We start from the raw sequence: 21250 nt of genomic DNA on the forward strand, positions 1-21250 counted from the left end.
GTGAAGGTCAGGGGGCGTCTCCGTGAGGGGTCCTCGTCCGGCGCAGGGCGGCGACCTGGCGGTAGAGTTCGGCCGCCTCGGCGGTGCGGCCGAGTTGTTCCAGGCAGTGGGCCTCGTCGTTGCGGCTGGCGAGCGCGTCGGGATGGTCGGCGCCGAGGACCCGCTGGCGGGCCTGGGCGACGTCGCGGTAGACGGCGAGGGCGTCGGTCCAGCGGCCCAGCCAGCCGAGGCCGACGGCCACCTCGCGGCGGCTGACGAGGGTGTCGGGGTGGTCCGCGCCCAGCACCCGGGCGCGGATCGCGCACACGTCGCGGGCCTCGGCGAGGGCCTCCTCCCAGCGGCCCAGGCGGCCGAGGTTGACGCCGAGGCCGTGCCGGGCGCGCAGGGTGTCGGGGTGGACGGGGCCCTGGACGCGGGTGCGGTCCTCGATCAGGGTGCGGTAGAGCTCCAGCGCCTCGGCGCTGCGGCCGAGGCGGCCGAGGCAGATGCCGGCCTCGTAGCGGGCGGCGAGCGTGTCGGGGTGGTCGGCGCCCAGCACCCGGCCACGGGCCGCGGCCACCTCCCGGTAGGTGCTCAGGGCCTCCTCCCAGCGGTCCAACTGCCCGAGCGCGTAGGCTACTTCGTAGCGGGTGACGAGCGTGTCGGGATGGCCGGGGCCCAGCACCCGCGCCCGCGCCTCGGCGACGTCGCGCGCCATGCGGTACGAATCCTCCTGCCGTCCCAGTCTGCTGAGGCTGAACGCCAGGTTGTGCCCGCAGCGCAGGGTGTCGGGGTGGTCCGGGCCCATGATGCGCTCCCGGGCGGCCAGCACGTCGGCGTACACCTCCCGCGCCTCGAAGTGGCGGCCCAACTGCCCGAGGACGTACGCCGTTTCCTGGCGCGCCGCGAGGGTGTCGGGGTGGTCGGCGCCCAGCACCCGGCTCCGGGCGGCCGCCGTGCGCACGAACTCGCGGAGGGCCTCCTCGGGGTGGCCGAGCCGGCTGAGCGAGAAGGCCACCTCGTAGCGGCTGGCCAGGGTGTCGGGGTGGTCCGGGCCGAGCAGCCGCTCCCGTTCGGCGACCACGGCCCGGTGTGCCTCGCCGGCCTCGGCCCAGCGGCCCGCGCGGCCCAGGCGGAGGCCGCCGCTGTGCCGGGCGGCGAGTTCGGCGAGCTGTTCCGGGGAGGGGGACGGGGAGGGCAGCGGGGACGGCGGGGGGCGCTCGGCACCGGCGGGCCGGGGCGCGGGCCGGCGCGGATCGGCGGCGTGCGCCGGGTGGGGCACGCCCGTGACGCGGCGGGCCGTGGCGGGGGACGTCCGCGCCGACACGGCCGTCCGCCGCTCGGGGACGGACGGCGGCCAGCCCGTGTCCGCCGCCCCGCCCGGGACCGGCTTCCGCGGCGCGGCGTCCGGCCCGGACGTCCCGTTCGGCGGGGGCGGCCCGTCCTGCCGTCCCCACGGCGTCGTCCACGAGCCGGTCAGGCCCGCCGCCGGATCCGGCGGCGCCTGCACCGGGCCGGTGCCCGCCGCCTTGGACCCGGTGGTCATGTGCTGGGCCCAGGCCGGCAGCCGTGGCTGCCCGTCCGGCCGGGAGACGGTCTCGCGCGGCTGGCGCGGCAGCCCGTCGGAGAGCGAGAGGAGGGGGCGCGAGGCCGGGCCCTCGCGGCGCGGCCAGGTACCCGTGACGCGCCGCACCAGCTCGGTCGCGTCGTCCGGCCGGTCGTCGGGGTCCTTGGCCAGCAGGTCGAGCACGACCTGTTCGAACGCCTCGGGCAGCTCGGGGCGCAGCTCGCGCAGGGGCCGGGGCGCGGTGTCGCGGTGGCCGACGAGCACGGCCCAGGCGTCGTCCATGTCGAACGGAGGCGCGCCGGTGGCGATCTCGTACAGCACACAGCCCAGCGAGTACAGGTCGCTGCGGTGGTCGACGCTGCCCGCGCCGATCTGCTCGGGCGACATGTAGTGCGGCGTGCCCATGGCGATGCCGGTGCCGGTGAGGCGGGCGGTGAAGCCGATGTCGTGCCCGAGGCGCGCTATCCCGAAGTCGCATATCTTCACGGTGCCGTCGGTGACCCGCATGATGTTGGCCGGCTTGAGGTCCCGGTGGACGATGCCCTGCCGGTGCGTGTAGGCGAGGGCGGCGCCGACCTGTTCGGCGATCTCGACGACCTCGGGGACGGGGAGCGGGTGCTGCTTGTTGTCCTCCAGCAGCTGGCTGAGGTTGCGCCCGTCGAGCAGCTCCATCACCAGGTAGAGGACGCCGTCGCTCTCGCCGAAGTCGTGGACGACGGTGATGCCGCGGTGCTGGAGCGAGGCGGCGACCCGCGCCTCGCGGCGGAAGCGCTCGCGGAGCACCCGAAGGTAGGACGGTTCGTGCTGCGGTCCGAGCGGTTTGAGGCATTTGACGGCCACATGCCGGCCCAGGGACTCGTCGCGGGCGCGCCACACCTCGCCCATGCCGCCCCGCCCGATCCGGTCGAGCAGCTGGTACCGGCCCTGGATCAGCCTGGTCTCCGCCATCCTGCGCCGCCGCCCCCGTCGATTCGCCGTGCTCCCCCGGCCCCCTCAAGTATGGCGGGCCGCCGGAGCCGCTTGTAGGGCGACGGGAGCGGCTCACGGGGGCGCGCGGCGGGCCCTGGCACATTCCGTTCCCGCTCCCCATCGATGTCCCGGGGCCGGGGTCGCCCGGCGTACGGCGACGGCCCGCCGCTCCGGGGAGTCGGCGGGCCGTCGGGGTACGACGCGTCCGGGGTCAGCGGGACGCATGCCTGCGGTGGCGGCCGGAGCGGCGCGGGCCGCCCGGGCCCGGTACGCCGCCGTACGCGCCGCCGCCCTGCTGCGCGGCCAGCTCGGCCTGCTCCTCCTCCAGCCCGAACCGGTTCAGGAGCGGGCTCACCACCGGGATCCGGTCCAGCCTCGGCAGCAGCCAGGCGTGCCAGACGCCCGTCATGAAGAGGATCGCCGAGCCGGCCACCAGCACCGAGCCGAAGGTGTCGGTCGGGTAGTGGGCGCCGATGTACATCCGGGAGAAGGCGACCAACAGCACGGCGCACACGCCCAGGACCGCGACGGTGCGGCGGTGCCGGGAGTTGCGGAAGAGGAAGTACGCGGCGACGACGGCCGCGACGGTGAAGGCGGTGTGGCCGCTGGGGAAGCTGTTGGAACCGATCTCGGGGTCGAGCGAGAACTGCCGGGGCGGCCGGTTCCGCGCGACGATCGCCTTGGCGATCTGGGTGCTGTTCCAGCCGACCGCGACCACGAGGAAGGTGGAGACGGCCGTGACCGGCCGGCGCCGGACGAACAGCAGCCAGCCGCTCCAGACCGCGAGGATGATCACCCCTGCGACCGGGGAGGCCAGGTAGCTGACCCCCTTCATGACGTCGTTCAGCCAGCCGGTGCGGGTGTTGGTCTGGATCGTGCGGTCCAGGTCCAGGTCGTGCGGCTGGATCAGCGACGTGTGCGCGGCGACCAGCCCGAGCACGATCGCTGCCGCGAACAGCAGGACGGAGTTGCGCAACCAGTGGCGCACGTAGGGCATGGGTGGGGCGTCCTTCGTATCGGCATGGCGGCGCCGGGGCGGCTGCACGCACGGGATGACGAGCCGGTGCCGCGCCACAGCGGTGACCGGCGCGGTCCGTACATCAAAAAGTACACGCGAGGACGGGTGAGCTCCCAAGCCCGTCGGCCGCGGGTCGACAGCGGGTGCCCGGTCCGTCACCGGGTGTGATCGATCATGGCGGGTTGTGCGGTGGCCGCCGGGGGCGGGGGCGCGCCCTGGTCGCGCCGCTAGGGTCGGGCGCATGCGACTGCTCGTCCTCGGCGGCACCTCGTTCGTGGGCCGCGCCATCGTGACGGAAGCCCTGCGGGCCGGCTTTTCGGTGACCTTGTTCAACCGCGGCCGGACCGGCGCCGGCCTGTTCCCCGGAGTGCCGCGGCTCTTCGGCGACCGGGACAGCGGGGACTGCGCCGCGTTGCGCGACGGGGGCCCCTGGGACGCAGTCGTGGACGTCAGCGGCTTCCTGCCGCGGCACGTCGGGCAGGCGATGGACGCGCTCGGCGACCGGGTCGGCCGGTATCTGTTCGTCTCCAGCCACGCGGTGTACGCGACGGAGGGACTGGAGCCCGGTTCGGACGAGTCCGCGCCGCGGCGGCGGCCGGTCCGCGACACGGAGGTCCTCGACGGGTCGACCTACGGCCCCCTCAAGGTCGCCTGCGAGGACGACGTCCTCGCGCGGTACGGGGAGCGGGCGACGATCGTGCGCCCCGGGAAGGTCGTCGGGCCGTACGATCCGATGGACACCTTCCCGTACTGGGTACGACGGGCCGCCCGGGGCGGCCGGGTGGCCGTGCCGACGGATCCCCGGCAGCCGGTGCAGGTGCTGGACGTCCGCGATCTGGCCTGCCTGGTCGTGCAGTTGCTCGCCGACGACCGGCCCGGCGCGTTCCAGGCCGTCGGGCCCGAGGTGCCGGTGACGCTGGGCGGCCTGATCGAGACATGCGCACGGGTGGCGGGGTCCTCGGTGGAGGTGGTGCGGGTGCCTCCGGAGGTGGCGCCTCCGATGTTCCCGCTGGTGCGGGGGTGTTGGGCGGCCCAGCGGAGAAGTGCGGCGCGGGCACGGGCGGTTGGGCTGCCGACGACGCCGTTGGGTGTGACGGTGGGGGATGTGTTGGCGTGGGATCGGGGGCGGGGGGAGCCGGGGTTAGGGGTGGGGTTTTCGGTGGAGGAGGAGCGGGTGTTGTTGGGTGGGTGATTTTGCCTCTGGGGGAGGGCCAGAGGCAAAGCCCCCCTCACCCCACCACCCGCACCACCACCTTCCCCGAAACCCTCCCCTTCCCCAAAAACGCCTCCCGTACCTCCCCCAACTCCCGCACCGCCCCCACCCGCGGCATCAGCCTCCCCTCCCGTACCCACCCCGCCAACTCCGCCAGTTGCTCACGGTTCGACTCGACCACGAAGAAGACCGCGCGGCCGTCCGCCGGCCGCACCTTCGGTGGTGCGGCGATCGTGACCAGCGTCCCGCCGGCGCGTACCAGCGCCGCCGAGCGGTCCAGGATCTCCCCGCCGATCACGTCCAGGACCACATCCGCCCGGCCCGTCTCCTCCTCGAAGCGGCCGTCCAGGGGGACGAAGCGCTCGGCACCGGCCTCCAGGGCGACGGCCCGGTCGCGTTCACGGCCGGTTCCCACCACGCGCGCCCCCGCCGCCCGGGCCAGCTGGACCGCCATCCGTCCCACCGCTCCCCCGGCCCCGTGCACCAGCACCGTCTGCCCGGCCCGCAGGCCGCCGTGGTCGAACAGGGCCTGCCGGGCCGTCAGTCCGGCCATCGGCAGAGCCGCGGCCGTGACGTGGTCGATCGTCGCGGGCAACGGCGCCAGGTTGCGCGCCTCGACGGCCACGTACTCGGCGAGCGTGCCGTCCCGGGTCCAGTCCGTGAGGCCGAAGACCCGCTGCCCCACCGTCAGCCCGGTCGTCCCGTAGCCGAGTTCGGCCACCTCGCCGGAGACCTCGTGGCCGGGGACGACGGGGGTGCGGTCCCGTCCCGCCCGGTCCTGCCAGGTGCCGGGCCAGTCGAGCTCGCCGGGGGTGAACGACGCCGCGTGCACCCGGACGATCACATCGTTCTCGGCCGCCGTCGGGTAGGGGGCCTCCTCCACCACCAGCGCCTCGGCCCCGGCCCGTTCGTGGATGCGTACCGCCTTCATGCGTATGCCTCCTTGGGAATCCCCCTCGAAGATCGCTTGCGGTCAGCATGACACCCGCCGCAGGCAGTGGGCCGGGTCGCCACGCCCGGGGCAACGCCCCGGGCCGTTCAGGGTTCAGTAGGAGCCCCGCGTCCCGTCCGTCCCGTCCCGGACGCGGCGGCGCTCCCGCTCCTGCTCCGCGAGCGCCATCATCTCCCTGACCTCCTGCGGCGGTTCCTCGTCCTCGCCCTCGTCGTCCTCGCGGAGCAGGCCCTGCTCCTTCAGCCGGCGGTCGTGCACCATCACCGGCGGCTGGGGGTCGGGGTCGGACGGGCGCGGTCCCTCCGGGCCGTCCGGGCCCACGCGGACGAGCCGTTCGACGCGGACGACCCGGAACAGGCGGTCCATGACGCGCAGTTCGCTGCCGCGCTCCTCGTCCAGGAGGTCGGCGGCCCGCGCGTACTCCGCCCGTTCACGGGCGTCCAGCCGCCGCATCACCGGGGCCATCACCCGCAGGTCCGTCGTCAGGGTGTCGCGGGCCGCCTGCGGGTTCTTGCTGCCGCTGGTGACGGGCTCCCACTGGCTCCCCACCCGCTCCGCGATCATGAACGTGGCGGGCAGCAGAACGCCGCCGGGGTGCGTGTGCGCCGCCCTCACGGAGTCGTCGCGGACGTCGGCCGGCACGGTGCCGGGCCTGCGCACCAGGGAGAGCAGCTCCGCCTTGAGGATCCCCTCCGACATGCCCGTGGCCGTGACCGTGTCGATGACGAAGCCGTCCACCGGATCGGGGACCCGGTGCCCGTGGCCCGGTCTCGCCGGGTCCGGGTCCGAGGGGCGTGGGGGCTCGGGGCCGTCGGGCCCCATGCGGATGAACCGCTCCCCGCGCACCACCCGGTAGCGGCAGCCGCCGACGGTCAACTCGTCGATGGCCTCCCAGTCCAGGAGCTCGTACGCGGCGGCGCACTCCTCGCGCAGGGCGCGGTCGCCGGCCGCCCGCGCGTCCTGCTCGAGCTTGCGGAAGTGCGAGGCGAGGGTGTCCCTGGCGTCCTGCGGGGCGTGGTCCCCGAGGTGGGAGAGGATCTCCCAGCCGCCCTCCTCGCGCTCCCGGGCCATCCCGAACACCGCGCCGCCGGCGCCCAGGATGTCCGGGTAGCCGTCCCGCGCCCGCCAGGCCTCCTCGTCGGCCAGGGCCGCGACCGGCGCGGTCGGCACCGCCATCCTGATCTGTCGGTAACCCGGCACTTGCTCACTGTGATCGGACATGCACCCAGCATGTCGGGCGCGGCGGGGCGCGCGCAGCAAAACGGAACGGACGGACCGGGGTTGGGGACGGCGGGACGGCGGGAGGGCGACGCGGCGGTGCCGGTTCGGGCGGTGACCGGTCCGGGCGTCGACCGGGGCGTTCCCCGCTGACATCATGAGCCGCTGCTCACCGTTGCGGAACAGCCGTTGCGGAACGACCCGTTGCGGACGATCCGCAGCACTGACAGGAGGTTCACCGTGCCCATACGCATACGCGCGCTGCTCACGGCGTTGGCGGTCACCGCGGCCATCGCCCTGAGCACCGGTCAGGCGGCCCACGCCGACCCGCAGAAGCGCGTGTACAACTCCCTGCAGATCATGTTCGGCCCGTCCGACACCGCGCACTTCTGCACGATCGGCGCGGTGGGCTCGGACAAGTACGGGCGGAAGATCGCCATTTCGGCGGGCCACTGCCTCGTCCGGACCCCGTACTCCGACCGCGAGGTCCCCGAGGACGCCATCCCCGTCTACGACCGTCAGGATCCCGCGTTCGGCCCGATCGGCCACGTCCGTTACTACAAGGACCCCGAGGGGTCCATGGTGGGCCATCCGACCAAGGACTACATGGTCATCGAGCTGACCGCCGGAACGATCCCCTCGTCCCAGGGACCGTGGCTGAAGCAGACCGGGGAACTGGAGGTTCCCGGAGGCAAGGCCGGCCCCAACGCGACCGCTCCCGCCCCGGACAACGAGCGCCTGCTGGGCGCCGGCCTCTTCGACAACAACGAGCTCGTCGTGTCCGGCCAGTTGGGCGTCTGGTACGGGCGCGTGACCAACAACGACCGGGGCATCTACCAGTCCCACGCGCCGCACAAGAGGGGCGATTCGGGCGGGCCCGCGATCTGGCACGTGCCGGGCAGCGCCTATCCGTCCGAGGCCAACGGCTACCGGGCGGAGGGCCCTTGGGCCGGCATCACCAAGGCGATCGCGCTCGGCCTCCCGCCGTACGTGTACACCAGCTCGGCCAACATCCTCGCCGACCTGCGCGCCCGGGACGCGGCGACGCCGGGCGGCGTGTACGGCGCCGGGTTCAGGGTCACCGCCAATCCGTGACGGCCGCCAACCCGTGACGACGGAAGGTGCGGGCGGAAATCCCTTGGACGCCACGGGCGCACCGTGACTAGTCTGCCGTCCGTGTCGAGCCCCGAGTCGTCCAGACGCCGGCCACCGGTCATCCGGTGGCCAGGCCCCTGACGTCCCGCCCGCGCCTTCCGCGCCCGGCGTCGACGCTCCCTGCCACCGGATCACCGGAGTTCACCCTTCCGTGATCCCTCCTTGTGTGGCTGTGGAGTTCTGCTGTGCCTTTTGCCCTCTATCTGCTCGGACTCGCCGTGTTCGCCCAGGGGACGTCCGAGTTCATGCTCTCCGGACTACTCCCCGGCATCGCCCGCGACATGGAGGTGTCCCTCGCCACCGCGGGCGGACTGACCTCCGCGTTCGCCGTGGGCATGGTCGTCGGAGCGCCCCTGATGGCGGTCCTGGGCCGCCGTTGGCCGCGCCGGAACGCCCTGCTGGTCTTCCTGACCGCCTTCCTGCTCCTCCACGTCCTCGGCGCCGTCACCACGAGCTTCGGCGTCCTGCTCGCCACCCGGTTCGCCGGTGCACTGGCCAACGCCGGTTTCCTGGCGGTCGGTCTGGCCACCGCGACGGACCTGGTCCGTCCGGACGCCAAGGGGCGGGCCGCCTCCGTCCTGCTCGGCGGCGTGACGCTCGCCTGCGTCGCGGGAGTTCCGGCCGGTGCCCTGCTCGGCCGGGTCTGGGGATGGCGGTCGGCCTTCTGGGCCGTGGCGCTGCTCTCGCTCCCGGCCCTCGTCGCGATCCTGCGCGCCGTGCCGGCCGGTGCGCCCGGCGCGGACGGCGTCCGCGTCCGCGCGGAACTGCGCGTCCTGCGCCGCCCCCGGCTCCTTTTCGTCCTGCTCCTGGCCGCCCTGGTGAACGGCGGCACATTCTGCGCCTTCACCTACCTGGCGTCCGTCCTCACCGGCGTCACCGGCTACGCCCCCGCCTGGATCCCGGCGTTGCTCGCCCTCTTCGGCCTGGGGTCGTTCGCCGGTGTCACCCTCGGCGGACGGGTCGCCGACACCCGGCCGCTCCCCCTCCTCGTGGGCGGCGGCGCGGCCCTGTGCGCGGGCTGGGCCCTCTTCGCGCTGACGGCCGGCGACCGCGCGGCGGCGCTCGTCCTCGTCCCGCTCCAGGGGACGCTCGCGTTCGCCGTCGGCTCCACCCTGATCACCCGGGCCCTCTACGCGGCGGCCGGCGCCCCGGCCCTCGCCGGGGCCTTCGCCACCGCCGCCCTCAACACGGGTGCGGCGGCCGGTCCCTGGGCCGGCGGCGCGGCCCTCGACGCGGGTCTCGGCGAGCGCGCCCCGCTGTGGACCGCGGCCGTCCTGGTGGCGCTCGCCCTGGTGACGGCCGCGCTCACGCCGTCGCGTGTCCGTGTCCCGGTCCGTACCGGTCCCTGATCCCGTCCAGGCCGGGCTCCCCGAACCGCGCGCGCAGCGCCTCGAACGCGGCGGCCTTCTCCGCTCCGAACCGGCCGATGTGCGCGCTGTAGGCGTCCGCCGACACGAACGAGGGAGGGGTGGACTTGGTGTGGAACTTGTCCGCGTACATCACCAGTCGCTCCTCCCCCGTCTCGGCCAGGTAGTCGGCGACGGGCAGGTCCAGGCCCTGCCGGCCGATGTCCTCCCGGGTGATCCCGACCCCCGTGTGGCAGGAACAGAACCGGCACAGCCGCTCCGGGAACCCCTCCTCGCGCAGGATCTCGTGCCCGAGGACGCCGTGGCGGAGGTAGCGCTCCTTGTCCAGCCGCCTCCCGTCCGCGTCGAAGAGGCGGTAGACGCCTATGTCGTGCACGAGGGCGCCGACGCGGACGAGTTCGGGATCCAGGGCGTGCCGGTCGCCGTTGACGGAGAGGAGTTGCAGGGCGATGTCCCGGACGATCTCGCAGTGCGTGTGGACGAGTTCGAAGGCGGCCTGCGAGGGGGCGTACTTCTCGTGCAGGGCGCGGAGGTCGGCGTCGGTGGGGAGGGAGGTCACCGGGGAAAGGTATCCGGTGCCCGGCGCGCCCTGCGCCCCCGCCCCAGCAACGCCCCCGCCACCGCCGCCTGCACCGGGTCCAGTTCCGTCTTCCCGTCCTCCACGTCCCACAGCACGTTCTGCAGCACCCGCCCCAGCGTCCATCCCACCGCCCGCTCCCGCTCCAGCCCCAGCATCTCCGTCAGCAGGTCGAACCGGCGCCGTACCGCCCGTGCGACATCCCCCGTCGCCACCACCGCGTCCCACCGGTTGTCCAGCGCGGGCAGCAGCTCGAAGCCGGGGTCGCCGGCCAGTGGTTCGGGGTCGATGGCGAGCCAGGGCTCGCGGTCCGCGGCGAGGACGTTGTCGTAGTGCAGGTCCCAGTGCAGGAGACGGTCGCCCGGCTCGCCGGCCAGTTCGGCGACGGCGGCGGCGCAGGTGCGTATCAGTTCCCGCCCGGCGGGGTCCCGGAGCGTTCCGAGTGCCCGGGGCGCCCGGTCCAGCATCGCCCCGGCGACGGCGGACAGCCGCCGCAGGCCCGGCGGCGCGGGCACGGAGGTGAGCCGGGCCAGCAGTCCGCCCAGGATCCTCACGGCCGTGTCGTCATCGTCGGCCGAGGACAGGGGCCGCCCCGCGTCCAGCCGTTCCAGCAACTGCGTCCCGGTCCGCTCGTCGTGGTCGAGCAGGCGGACGATCCCGTCGCCGTTCCACGCCCGCAGTCCCGCGGCCGCGCCCGCGGTCTCCTCCCGGAGCTGCTGGAGCTTGAGCACGGCGGGTGTGCCGTCGTCCCGGAGGACGGGCAGGACGAGCGAGGCCATGCCATGGGCGGACGGGCCGTCGGGCCGCAGGCCCCAGCGGTCCAGGAACGCGGCGCCGAGGCGGGGCAGCCGGGCGAGCCAGGCGCGTTCCCCGGCGCCGTGCGCCCCGTAGGACGCGACGAAGGCGTCGGGGACGTCGATCAGGGTGGTGGAGGTGTGCACGGAAGGGCTCCTTCGGAGGGCCGGAGGTCGGGAGGACGGGACGCGGCGGACGAAGGAGTTCTCGGAGGTGCCCGGCTGCCGGACGTGCGTCAAAGCATGCTCCCACCCTAACCACGTGGGGCGGTGGGGCGCCCGTGAATAATTCCCGGGTGCGGAAGGGGCGTTACCGGGTGCGGGCCCGGGAGGGGGTGGGCCCGGTGAGGCGGGTGGGCCGGGCGTTACGATCGGGGTATGCCGCAGGAGGCCCCGGACCCGCTCGTGTCCGTCGATCACGTCGATGGAGGCGAACCGTTCTCTCCTGAGCCGTCCTGTAGATCCTATAGAATCGACGATTTGAACAGCGGGCAGCGGGCAGCGGGCAGCGGGCAGCGGGCAGCGGGCAACCGGCAACCGGCAACGCACCGTCCTGCTCGCCTTCCGGTCCGCGGGGGCCCTGCACCGGCTCCTCGACGTGCTCCCCGTCTTCGACGGCGACGAGCGCGTCGACAGCCGCTTCACCCTGGTCCCGGGCTCCTCGTTCGGCACGGACGCCCTCACCTCCCTCGAACGCTCCGGCGCCCGTCTCCTCCCCTGGGACGAGGCCCGCCGCCGCACCCACGACCTCGTCCTGACCGCGAGCCCCAAGGGCGAACTGCGGGCCCTGCGCGGCCCGAGCGTGCTGCTCCCCCACGGCGCGGGGTTCAACAAGGCGCTCGCGTACGAGGGTTCGCCGGCCCTCCCCTCCGGGCTCGACCCCGGCTATCTGCTCGACGACGGCGAGCCCTGGGCCGCCCTGCACGCGCTCGCCCACGGCAGCCAGCTCGACCGCCTCGCCGAGCACTGCCCGCCCGCCGCGGCCCGGGCGACGGTGGTGGGCGACCCGACGTTCGACCGCCTGCTCGGCTCGCTGGGCCACCGCGACGACTACCGGGCCGCCCTCGGCACCGGCGGACGCCGCCTCGTGGTGCTCACGTCGACGTGGGGACCGGAGTCGCTGCTGGCGCGGCGGCCGGGGCTGCCCGCCGGACTCGTCCACGGACTCCCGCACGACGCCTACCAGTTCGCCCTCGTCCTCCACCCGAACGAGCACAGCGACATCGGCGGGTTCGACCTCGGCCGGCGGCTCGCGCCCGCCATGGACGCGGGTCTGGTGCTCGCCGGTCCCCACGAGGAGTGGGCCGCCCTCCTCGTCGCCTCCGACGCCGTGGTCACCGACCATGGCTCGACCGCCCTGTACGCCGCCGCCCTCGGCCGTCCCGTCGTCGGGGCGTACGACGGCGGGCAGGAGCTGATACCCGGCAGTCCCATGGCCGAAGTCCTCGCCCGCGCACCCCGGTTCACCGGAGCCGCCGGGCTGCCGGACGCCCTGGCCGCGGCCGGCGCCCGCGACTGCCGCACGCCCGCCCGGGCCGCCTTCGCCCTGCCGGGCCGCGCACTGGCGCGGCTGCGCGCCGAGTTGTACCGGCTGCTGGACCTGGCACCGCGGCCCGGACGGCCGGAGGTCTGGCCGCTGCCCCGCCCGGCGCCGCGGGACCACCGCCCCCACGCCTTCGCGGTCCGCGCCGAGGTCTCCGGTCCCCGGGTCGCCGTCGAGCGGTTCCCCGCCGCCACCCCGCTCGTCGCCCATCACCTCGCCGCCGAACTCCCCGGCGCCGGCCGGGCGGCGCAGAGCGCGGCCGTGCTGTGGCGCCGCGCGGCGCCCCTCCCCCGTACGCCCCACACCAGCGCCTGGACGGCCGCCGGGTGGACGGCCCGGGCGCTGGAGGAGCACCCCGGCTGCCGCACCGCCGCCGCGCTCCTCACCCCGGAGCGCCTCCTGGTGCGGCACCGCTCCGCCGGTGCCCTGAGCGTCCGCGTCGAGCCGTGCGCCGAGGGCGGGCGCGTCCTGCGCACGGACCCGGCGGCGGCGCTCTCCGCGGTCCACGCCTGGCTGGGCACGGCGCCGGGGTCTCCGGCCGCCCCGGTGACCCTGGTCTGCGCGGTCGGCCCGCTGGGCGTCCGGGTGCGCGTGGGCCCGGCCGACGACGCGGACCTCGGCTACGAGCTCTGACCCGGCCCGGGAAGACCAGGAAGACCGGGAAGACCGGGAAGACCGGGAAGACCTCCGTACCGTTCCGTCAACCGTCCGGCCAGGGCACGGAGTTCCTCCGCCTCGTCCGCCCCGCCGGTCTCCTCCGCCAGGGCGGCGAGCTCCTCCAGGATCCGGACCTCGTCCGAACCCGAGCCCCGTTCCCGGGCCTTGTCCAGCGCGGCCCGCACGAACGGCAGCGCCTCCCCGGCGCGCCCGGCGGCCCGCAGCGCGCGGCCGAGTTCGAAGCCGGTCCGCGCGGTCATCCGCTCCCGCCGCTGCTCCCGGGCCATCGCATGGGCCTCGGCCAGCAGCTCGACGGCGCGCCCGGGCTCGCCCATGTCGAGCGCCGTCCGCCCGAGGAGATGGGTCTGGAGCAGGACGCCGTAGGCGTTCCCTATGGCCCGGTGCTGTTCGCGGGAGTCCGCGAAGTCCTCGGCGGCGGCCTCCCATTGCCCCCGGACGGACTTCAGCTTCCCCCGGAACTCCGTCACCGACGCCTTCAGCTTCCGCTCCGCCGTCGAGTCCCCCAGCGCCCCGGCCGCGGCCACGGCGCGCCGCAGTTCTTCCTCGGCCTCGTCGTGACGCCCCTGCTCCCACAGGGGCCTGGCCAGCTGGCACCGCATGCGGATCAGCGCGGGCAGGTTCCCGTCGCGCCCGGCGGCGTCCGCTCCGGCGCGGAAGGCGTCCACCACGTCCGCGTAGTGCTGGTGGTCCAGGAAGTGGGTCCACAGCGGCTCGCACAGCGCCCAGGCGTGGCCGTACAGGCCGGAGTCGACGGCGGTCCGGACGCAGCCGTACAGGGCGAGCCGTTCGGTCTCCAGCCACCGCAGCGCGTCCGCCGCACCGGCGAACTCCACGTCGGGAGCGCCATGGACGGGCGGTTCGAGCACCGCGAAGGTCATCCGGGTCCCGGCCGCGAGCAGGTCGGCCCGCTGGGCCTGGCGCCGGTACCAGCGGACGATCCGGTGGCGCGCCCCGGTCCGCAGCGTCCCCTCGGGGTCCGCCCGGCGGGCGCACCGGGCGGCGTGCCCGCGCAGGAGGCCGTGCATCCGGTACCGCTCGCCGTCCCCGTCCTCGCCGCCCTCCAGCAGGCCGGCCGTTCCCAGTTCCTCGAGCGCGTCCCCGGCCGGCGCCGGCCCGTCGCCCAGCAGTGCGGCGGCGGCCGACCCGGTGAGGACCGGGGCGGGGAACTCCGGCAGCAGGCGGTAGAGGTGCGCGGCCCCGGGGCCCAGTCCGGCGTACGCGGCGTCCCATACGGCCTCGACCATCGGGATCCCCTTCTCCCGCAGTTCCGCGGTGAGTTCCGCGACCAGTCTGCCCAGGCTGCGGCGGGGATATCGGCGGATCCAGCGGCCGGCCACCGTGAGCGCGGCGGGCAGGCCGCCGCAGCCCTCGGCCAGGGCGACGGCGGCATCCGGCTCGGCGGCCAGCCGCGGGTCGTCCACGATGTGCCGGAGGAGTCGTACGGCGTCGTCCGCCGCGAGCGGTCCCATCGGCACCTCGGCGGCGACCGCGCGGTCCAGGTCGTACAGCGGTCCCTGGCTGGTGACGATGGCCAGGCTTCCGGCGGAGGCCGGGAGGAGGGGCACCGCCTCCGCCCCGTAGCGGGCGTTGTCGACGACCACGAGCAGCCGTCTGCCCCGGGTCCGGGTCCAGTACTGCTTCGTCCGCCCGGCCAGGGAGCGCTCCAGCCACTCGGCCGTCACGCCCAGCCCGCCGAGCAGTTCGGCGAGCGCGTCGGCGATCTCCACGGCTCCGTCCCGGCGGAGGTCGTCGAGGTCCACGTACAGCACCCCGTCCGGAAAGCGTCCGCCGAGCCGCCGCGCCATGTGGAACCCCAGCGCCGTCTTCCCGACCCCGCCGATCCCGGTCAGGGCGACGACCTGCGGGCCCTCGTGCCCGGATCCGGCCTCGGCGGCGCGCAGAATCCGCTCCTGTTCGTCCCTGCGGTCCTCGAAGTGCGGGAGTGCGGCCGGGACTTGGAAGGGGACTCCGGGGTCCGGCGGGGGCGCGGCGTACAGGTGCAGGTGCTCGATCGAACCGCTCTGGACGAGCGCACCGATGTGCGGCTGTCCGCTCACGGTGTTGTGCGTCTCATCGGCCACGTCCCCACCTTACGGCCCGTCAGATGGGTGGTACGGCCGGGCACCGGGAGCGGCGGGCTTCACTAGCACCCTTCATCCGTCCCGGGACACAGTCCGCCCTCTCTCCCCTCAACTGACCCGATGCCGATCGACTCCGACCGCTCAACCTCGAAAACCAGCCGGATTATTGATCGATCTTCTTCTGCACGTCGGCGGCCCTCCCGGACGTTCCTACAGGTGAGAAAGCCGTGCCCCGGCGGCCCTCCCCGGCCGCCCGACAACTTACGGAGAGCCCGTGCGACAAAGCGCTGCGGCGTGGTTGATCGAGATCGTGCTGACCGTCCGCGTCTTCGGCCCGGACGCCGTCCGTGGTGTCAGGCGGCTCCTCGTCGCCCTGGTGCGCATGGGCATCGCGACCCCGGGCGGTACCGCGCGCCGCGCCCCGGCCGGGCGGGAGGACGACCGCCCCGAGGTGAAATGGTGAAGGACGCCGGGCCGGAGGAGACCGGCGGAGCGGTGGGAGGCCTGCCCAGCCCCCGGCAGCCCACGCCCATGCGCGAGTGGAAGCCCGCCGACCAGGTCTCCTTCACGGCCTTCTACACCGACCGGCACCGGCCGTATCTGCGGTTCGCCTATCTGCAGTTGGGGTCCGACGCGGACGCGGAGGAGGCCGTGGACCGGACCTTCGACGCGGTCATGGATGCCTGGCAGCGCATGCTGGAGATGGACCACCCGGAGAAGTACGCCTGGACCATCCTCAAGCACCGGATCGTCGACCAGCGGCGCAAACGGAAGCTGCGCCCCCGGCCGATGGACCTCATGGCCTTCGAGGCCGCCGTGCGGAACTCCGGTGCCGATCCGTACGAGGTCCTCACCGACACCATCCAGTTCTGCGCCGCCGTGCGGGGGCTCACCGAGCGGCAGCGCGACGCGGTGGTCCACGTCTACGGCCTCGACTTCACCGTCCGCCAGACGGCGGCGGTCATGGGCATCGAGGAGTCCTCGGTCCGCTCCCTCCTCCGCCTGGCCCGCAACCGCCTGACCCGGCGGCTCAACCTTCCCCGTGGGGACAAGAAAGCAGGATGATGAGGGACCCCCAGCTCTCCCGGCGCCGGGACGGCTTCGCGGCCCGGGCCGCGGCCGAGGGCCGGTGCCTGGACGACTTCGCGGCCCGGGCGAAGGTCGCGGAGCGGTACGCCCCCGACGACGCGTCCGCCGACGCGTCCGCCGCCCGGCGCCGCCCGGACACCCGCCCCGCGCGCACCGCCGCCCGGACCGGCCGGCAGCCGGACCCCGGACCGGACCGCGCGTCCGGACCGCGGGAGTGGCTCGACCCGCGACGGGACCCCCTCGTCGACGCCGAGGACGCCTGGCGCAACCTGAACGCGGTCGCGCTGCTCGTCCTGCGCTCCCCCGACGCCGCGGACGGGCTCGGCCGCCTCGCCGCGCACGGGCCGGTGGACGAGGCCGGCGTCCTCGTCCTGGCCTGTCTGCTCTATCTGCTCGGGGAGCACGAGGGCGCCCGCTTCTGGTGGCAGCTCGCCGCCGGGGCCGGCTGCGACCGGGCCGTCTACTGCCTCTTCCTCGACCACGCCCGCGAAGGCGCCTACGACGACGCCGAGTTGTGGGCCCGGCGCCTGGCCCCGTCCGGCGCCTCCCCCGGGGACCTCTTCGGCGAGCAGCCCCCCGCCCCGGCCGCGACGGCCCTCCCGCCGGACCTGCTCGGCCACCTCGCCCCGCACGACCACGAGGACCTCGGAGCGGTCCCCGTCCCCGGCGACGGCCTCCCGGCCGCCGTCCGGGAGCTCACCCGGGGCCCGTCCGCCCCCGGACGGCCCTGGCCCGCCCTGCCCCTCGACTCCCCCGGCGCGCCGTCCCCCTGGTCCGCGCTCCCGCTCCGGCACCCCGGTCTGACCGCCGCCGGCCGGCAGGGCGCCGCCCCGGCCGCCGGGAGCGAAGCCCTGGACCGGGCCCGCCGCGCCCTCGACGTCCTCACCGTCCTCCAGCGCCACCGCCGGGGTGTCGGCGGCGGCCAGCTCGCCCGCGAAGCGGGGCTCACCCCTCACCAACTCGCGCCCTTCCTGGACATGTTGTGCGAGGAGGAGTTCGCCCGTCCGCTCTCCGACGACGTCTACGCCCCCGGCGCCGCCGTCGACAGACTCGCCTCCGCCGACGGGACCGCCCGCCAGCTCCGGCGCACCCTCGCCCTGGCCCGCGACACCCTCGGCGCCGCCGTCTACCTCGGCCGCTACGCCGACGGCGACGTGCACATCACCCAGGCGGTCGGCGGACCGCTCACCCCGGCCGTCCGCCCGTGGGTCGACCTCCGCCTGGCCGCGCACGCCAGCGCCGTCGGCAAGTGCCTGCTCGCCCAGCTCGGCCCCGAGCGGCGGACCGACCACCTCGCCCGGTACGGACCCGCCCCCCTCACCCCCCGTACGGTGACCGATCCCCGGGTCCTCTTCGACGCCCTCGACCGCCTCTCCCCCGGCGAGCCCGTCCTCGACCTGCGCGAGTACTCCCGCCACGTCGTCTGCTCCGCCGTCCCGCTCCCCCTCGGCACCGGGGCCGGCAGCCTCGCCCTGTCCCTGCCCGCCGCCCGCGCCGGACGGCTCGGGGCCTCGGCCGGGGCCCTGGCCCGCCGGTCCGTGCCGGTCCTGCTCACCCTGCTGCTGGCCGGGGCGATCCCGGCCGAGGGCCCGGCCGGGGGCGCCGGAGGGCTCCTCGACCCGGTCGGCAGCGGCACCGTGCCGGGCGTCGGCTCCCTGCTCCGGGCCCCGTTCGCCACCGCGGAAGCCGTCCGGCGGACGCCCCGGCCGCCGGCCCCGGCCGCCCATCTGGCGGCCGATGTGTCCGGCTCGGCCCTGTACCTCTTCGAGGTGCCGCCCACGGACGAACCGGCGCTCGCGCTCCCCCGCGCCTACCCCGCCGTCCCGCCGACGCCGGCGGAACTCCCTTGCCCGTCAAGGGGGTTCCCCTCCGGCGCGGCGGACGCCGCGAGGCTCCTCGTCTACCGGATCTGAGCGCCCCGCCCGGCGGCGGACGCGGGGACGGACACGAGGCCGGACACGAGGCCGGACACGACCGGCGCCCGGAAGGAAAGACCCGTCGAACTCTCCTCGAACGCCGACGTCCGTGCCACCATGTCGAGTTATGGCGCAGGGCGAGGACGAGGACGACATACGGCACGGTGTGCGCGTCACGGCCCCCGGGGACGTCCGCGAGGAGGACCTCACCTCCCTGGAGGCCTGGCTGCGGGACGAGCCGGAGCTGACGCACCGGGTGCGGGTCGGACGGATCGCCCGGCGGGCGGGGCCCGGCGTCGCCATGGGCCCCCAGCTGGAGGTCCTCCTCGAATGGCTCGGCGGCGCCGCGACCTCCGAAATCGTGCGGCTCGCCACGGAGTCCATCAAGGAATGGCGCACGAGCCGGCGGGCCCTCGGGGATCCGGATCCACCCGATTTCCGGGCACGGCCGGACGACGAACGGGACTAGTCCCGTGTCCGGACCCGAGCGGCCCCGGCCGGTCAACCGCGCCCTGCTCGTCTGTGTGTCGCGCTACGCCCGGGAAGGGCCGCACGAATGGGCCGACGTCCTGGGGGACATCGCGGCCGCCGAACGCAACCTCACCGTTCTGGAAGGGGTGTTGCGCGCGGGCGGGGTCTTCGCCGAGGTCGTCCTCCTCTCCTCGCCCGACATCAGGGAGTTCGAGCAACGGCTGGGCGAGGTGCGGGACTCCACCGACGGGCTGCTCCTGGTCTATTTCGCCGGGCACGGCATCGTCGACACCTGCACCGGCGAACACAGCCGGCTGCTCCTCGGACTGGGAGGAGCCAAGGTCGAACACGGTCCCGCGTTCCCGGGCTGGATCCACTGGGAGGACAAGGTCCTCCACCGGCTGCGCGCCGGCGAGCACCGGCCCCGCCACACCGTGGTCGTGCTCGACTGCTGCTACGCGGGGAACGCGGCCGCCGCCTGGGACCGGCTCGAACCCCATGACCAGCGGAGGATCTCCCTGCTGCTGGCGGTGCAGCGGAACCAGCGCATCGACGCGGGCGACCCCGCGACGCCGACGCCGTACACGGCGCTGCTGGCTGAGGCCCTGACGCCGGGGCGGGGGGCGCCCGAGGGGGACGTGACCGTCGAGGTGCTGCACCGGCGCCTGGTGGACGGGCTGAGGGCCGCCCGGACCGTGGCCGGCAAGGAGTGGCTGCCCCAGCGCCGTTGGCAGGACACGGGCGAGAAGGTCGTCCTCCTCCCGGAGCGGGCCCCCGTGCCGGATCCCGCCCCGGACCCCGGCCCCGTCCCCCCGTGGTGGCACCGCCCGCTCCCGCCCGGGCCCCGCCGCCGTCTGATCGCCGCGGCGCTGGCGGTGCCGGCCGCCCTCGCCCTCCTCCTGTGGTGGATCGCCTCCGGCGCCTCCGACGGCCCCGGCCCCTCGCCCTCCTGCGCGCACCACCCCCCGCTGGAACTGCGCCTGCTCACCGACCCGGATCTGGCACCGGCCGTCCGCAGGGCCGCGGATGGCTTCGTCGCCTCCGGGGCGAACCGGGACGGGGACGGCTGCCGCCGCACCGGCGTCACCGTCTACAGCGCCGGGTCCGCCGACACCGTGGAGGCGTTCCGCACCCAGTACGGCGAGTGGGCCCGCGGCAGTTCGTCCGGTTTCAACCCGGTCGGCAGCGTCGGGCCGCAGCCGGACGTCTGGATCCCCGCGTCCTCGGCGAGCGCCCGCCGGGCCCAGGACGAGACGAGCAACCAGCAGTCCGTCCTGTCCCTGGAGTTCGACGACGGACGGCCGCTGGCCCGGACGCCCCTGGCCCTGCTGGTGCCGGAACCGCTCGCCGAGCCGGAGGGCGACCGCGCCGGGCGCAGGCTCGCCGAGCTGACGAAGGCGATCACGGGGAAGGCCAAGGGGGCGGAGTTCCGCCGGGCCGACCCCCGGTACACCGACGCGGGGCTCGCCGCGACGGCCGGGCTCTACCGGGTGGACGCCCCGCGCGCCGTCGAGGAGCGGCAGCGGTCGGCGGCCCGGTCGTCCGGCCGGGTGGGCGGCAGGGATCTCGTGTGCGGGCTGGCCCGGGGCGACCGGGACGCCGACCGGCGCACCGCGGTCCTCGTCGCGGCGCCGGTCCTCGGCCAGTACCGCGGCTGCGCCGGGCGGACCGGGGTGGCGCGGGTGGCCGAGTACCCGGACGACGTGCCCGCGCTGGACCCGGTGTTCGTCCACATCCGCTGGAACGACGCGCGCCGGGACGAGGACGAGCGGGACCGGGCCGTCCGGCGCTTCGGGGACTGGCTGGCGTCGGAGGACGGCCGGGCGGTGTTCCGGGAGGAGGGGCTCCGGCCGGTGGCGGCCCCCTCGTCGTCATCCGGCCCCTCGCCGTCACCCGGACCGTCGGCGGAGACCGGACCGTCGGCGGAGACCGGACCGCTGCCCCGTCCGCTCTCCGCGGGCGAGGCGGCCGACACGCTGGAGAAGTACCGGCAGGCCAACGCCGCCGGCCGGGTGCGGTTCCTGCTCGACAGCTCCGGCTCCATGAACCGGTGGTGGGACGGGGCGAACGGCGCCCGCGAGATCGTCGAGCGGGCCATGACGCGCTTCGGCCCGGAGGACAGCTACGGCGTGTGGGGCGTCGCCTCGGAGGGGACGGGCCCGCCCTACCGCGAACTGCTCCCGTTCGGCACCCATGGCTCCTCGTCGAGGACGGCCGGGAAGGACGACCGGGACAAGGCCGCGGCCGCGGCGGGGAAGGTGGACGCCGCCGTGCCCGCGCCGTCCCTGGAGGCCGACGTCGGGGGCGCGCTGCGGGCGGCGCTGGACGGCATGCCGCACGGCACCGAGGACGACGGGCACCCCCAGCTCGTCGTCCTCCTCACCGACGACGAGGACAACGACCGGCTGGACGCGGCCCGCCGGGACGAGCTGGTGAAGTTCGTGGCGGACCGCAAGGTGCCCGTGGTGATGGTCTCGTTCGACTCCGGCGGCTGTCTGGAGGGCCGGCTGGACCTGCGGGTGGCCGAGGCGAGCGGCGGCAGGTGCCTCGACTCCCGCGGCGACCTGGCGGGGGACCTGGCCGGCGAGGTCGCCAAGGTCGCGCAGGGGCACGGATAACGGATGACGGGCAGCGGGGCGGGCAACGGTACGACGGGGGCGACG

16 protein-coding genes are annotated in these 21250 nt (G+C 75.3%); 9 read left to right on the forward strand and 7 right to left on the reverse strand.

What is annotated here, in order from left to right; genetic code table 11:
* Nucleotides 1-7: 7 nt before the first annotated feature.
* A complete protein-coding gene (locus tag AB8735_RS06660) occupies nucleotides 8-2494 on the reverse strand; it encodes a tetratricopeptide repeat protein (protein WP_344022512.1) in 2487 nt (828 codons plus the stop codon).
* A 232-nt stretch (nucleotides 2495-2726) separates the two neighbouring features.
* On the reverse strand, nucleotides 2727-3512 hold the full coding sequence (locus AB8735_RS06665) for a phosphatase PAP2 family protein (RefSeq protein ID WP_372406001.1): 786 nt from the start codon (nucleotides 3510-3512) through the stop codon (nucleotides 2727-2729).
* 262 nt (nucleotides 3513-3774) lie between these two features.
* On the opposite strand from AB8735_RS06665, the gene AB8735_RS06670 reads away from it, so the two are divergent.
* Nucleotides 3775-4725, forward strand: coding sequence for an NAD-dependent epimerase/dehydratase family protein (locus AB8735_RS06670; protein WP_372406003.1), 951 nt, complete (start codon nucleotides 3775-3777; stop codon nucleotides 4723-4725).
* Between the two features lie 37 nt (nucleotides 4726-4762).
* On the opposite strand, the gene AB8735_RS06675 is transcribed toward AB8735_RS06670, so the two are convergent.
* Nucleotides 4763-5677: an NADP-dependent oxidoreductase gene (locus tag AB8735_RS06675; RefSeq protein WP_372406005.1), complete on the reverse strand. Its 915-nt coding sequence runs from the start codon at nucleotides 5675-5677 to the stop codon at nucleotides 4763-4765.
* A gap of 114 nt (nucleotides 5678-5791) precedes the next feature.
* Nucleotides 5792-6919: a DUF5954 family protein gene (locus AB8735_RS06680; protein ID WP_372406007.1), complete on the reverse strand. Its 1128-nt coding sequence runs from the start codon at nucleotides 6917-6919 to the stop codon at nucleotides 5792-5794.
* A gap of 237 nt (nucleotides 6920-7156) precedes the next feature.
* On the opposite strand from AB8735_RS06680, the gene AB8735_RS06685 reads away from it, so the two are divergent.
* Together AB8735_RS06685 and AB8735_RS06690 are read left to right on the forward strand one after the other, a co-directional pair.
* Nucleotides 7157-8011, forward strand: a complete 855-nt coding sequence (locus AB8735_RS06685) for a hypothetical protein (RefSeq protein ID WP_344022502.1) — start codon at nucleotides 7157-7159, stop codon at nucleotides 8009-8011.
* 245 nt (nucleotides 8012-8256) lie between these two features.
* On the forward strand, nucleotides 8257-9420 hold the full coding sequence (locus AB8735_RS06690) for a Cmx/CmrA family chloramphenicol efflux MFS transporter (RefSeq protein ID WP_372406009.1): 1164 nt from the start codon (nucleotides 8257-8259) through the stop codon (nucleotides 9418-9420).
* Here AB8735_RS06690 and AB8735_RS06695 read toward each other — a convergent pair.
* Complete coding sequence (locus AB8735_RS06695; RefSeq protein ID WP_372406011.1) at nucleotides 9377-9997, reverse strand: HD domain-containing protein; 621 nt, start codon at nucleotides 9995-9997, stop codon at nucleotides 9377-9379. The two genes, AB8735_RS06690 and AB8735_RS06695, sit on opposite strands and share 44 nt — an antisense overlap.
* Nucleotides 9994-10956, reverse strand: coding sequence for an aminoglycoside phosphotransferase family protein (locus AB8735_RS06700; RefSeq protein ID WP_372406013.1), 963 nt, complete (start codon nucleotides 10954-10956; stop codon nucleotides 9994-9996). The genes AB8735_RS06695 and AB8735_RS06700 overlap by 4 nt, the downstream gene beginning before the upstream one ends.
* A 451-nt stretch (nucleotides 10957-11407) precedes the next feature.
* On the opposite strand from AB8735_RS06700, the gene AB8735_RS06705 reads away from it, so the two are divergent.
* Nucleotides 11408-12985: a translation initiation factor 2 gene (locus AB8735_RS06705; RefSeq protein WP_372406014.1), complete on the forward strand. Its 1578-nt coding sequence runs from the start codon at nucleotides 11408-11410 to the stop codon at nucleotides 12983-12985.
* On the opposite strand, the gene AB8735_RS06710 is transcribed toward AB8735_RS06705, so the two are convergent.
* Nucleotides 12973-15111 (reverse strand): NB-ARC domain-containing protein, encoded by a 2139-nt coding sequence (locus tag AB8735_RS06710; protein WP_372406017.1) that lies wholly within the window; start codon nucleotides 15109-15111, stop codon nucleotides 12973-12975. The two genes, AB8735_RS06705 and AB8735_RS06710, sit on opposite strands and share 13 nt — an antisense overlap.
* A gap of 274 nt (nucleotides 15112-15385) precedes the next feature.
* Here AB8735_RS06710 and AB8735_RS06715 point away from each other — a divergent pair, with 274 nt between their 5' ends.
* The 5 genes from AB8735_RS06715 to AB8735_RS06735 all read left to right on the forward strand — a co-directional run bounded on the left by AB8735_RS06715 (nucleotide 15386) and on the right by AB8735_RS06735 (nucleotide 21205).
* On the forward strand, nucleotides 15386-15574 hold the full coding sequence (locus AB8735_RS06715; protein ID WP_372406019.1) for a hypothetical protein: 189 nt from the start codon (nucleotides 15386-15388) through the stop codon (nucleotides 15572-15574).
* Complete coding sequence (locus AB8735_RS06720) at nucleotides 15568-16176, forward strand: sigma-70 family RNA polymerase sigma factor (protein ID WP_344022488.1); 609 nt, start codon at nucleotides 15568-15570, stop codon at nucleotides 16174-16176. The genes AB8735_RS06715 and AB8735_RS06720 overlap by 7 nt, the downstream gene beginning before the upstream one ends.
* Nucleotides 16173-18113 (forward strand): IclR family transcriptional regulator C-terminal domain-containing protein, encoded by a 1941-nt coding sequence (locus tag AB8735_RS06725; RefSeq protein WP_372406022.1) that lies wholly within the window; start codon nucleotides 16173-16175, stop codon nucleotides 18111-18113. Before AB8735_RS06720 ends, AB8735_RS06725 begins: the two co-directional genes overlap by 4 nt.
* Nucleotides 18114-18243: 130 nt before the next feature.
* Nucleotides 18244-18585, forward strand: coding sequence for a hypothetical protein (locus AB8735_RS06730; protein WP_372406023.1), 342 nt, complete (start codon nucleotides 18244-18246; stop codon nucleotides 18583-18585).
* 4 nt (nucleotides 18586-18589) lie between these two features.
* Nucleotides 18590-21205, forward strand: coding sequence for a substrate-binding domain-containing protein (locus AB8735_RS06735; protein ID WP_372406025.1), 2616 nt, complete (start codon nucleotides 18590-18592; stop codon nucleotides 21203-21205).
* Nucleotides 21206-21250 lie beyond the last annotated feature (45 nt).

This window comes from Streptomyces luteireticuli (assembly GCF_041519305.1).
In the GTDB taxonomy this organism is placed as follows: Bacteria; Actinomycetota; Actinomycetes; order Streptomycetales; family Streptomycetaceae; genus Streptomyces; species Streptomyces luteireticuli.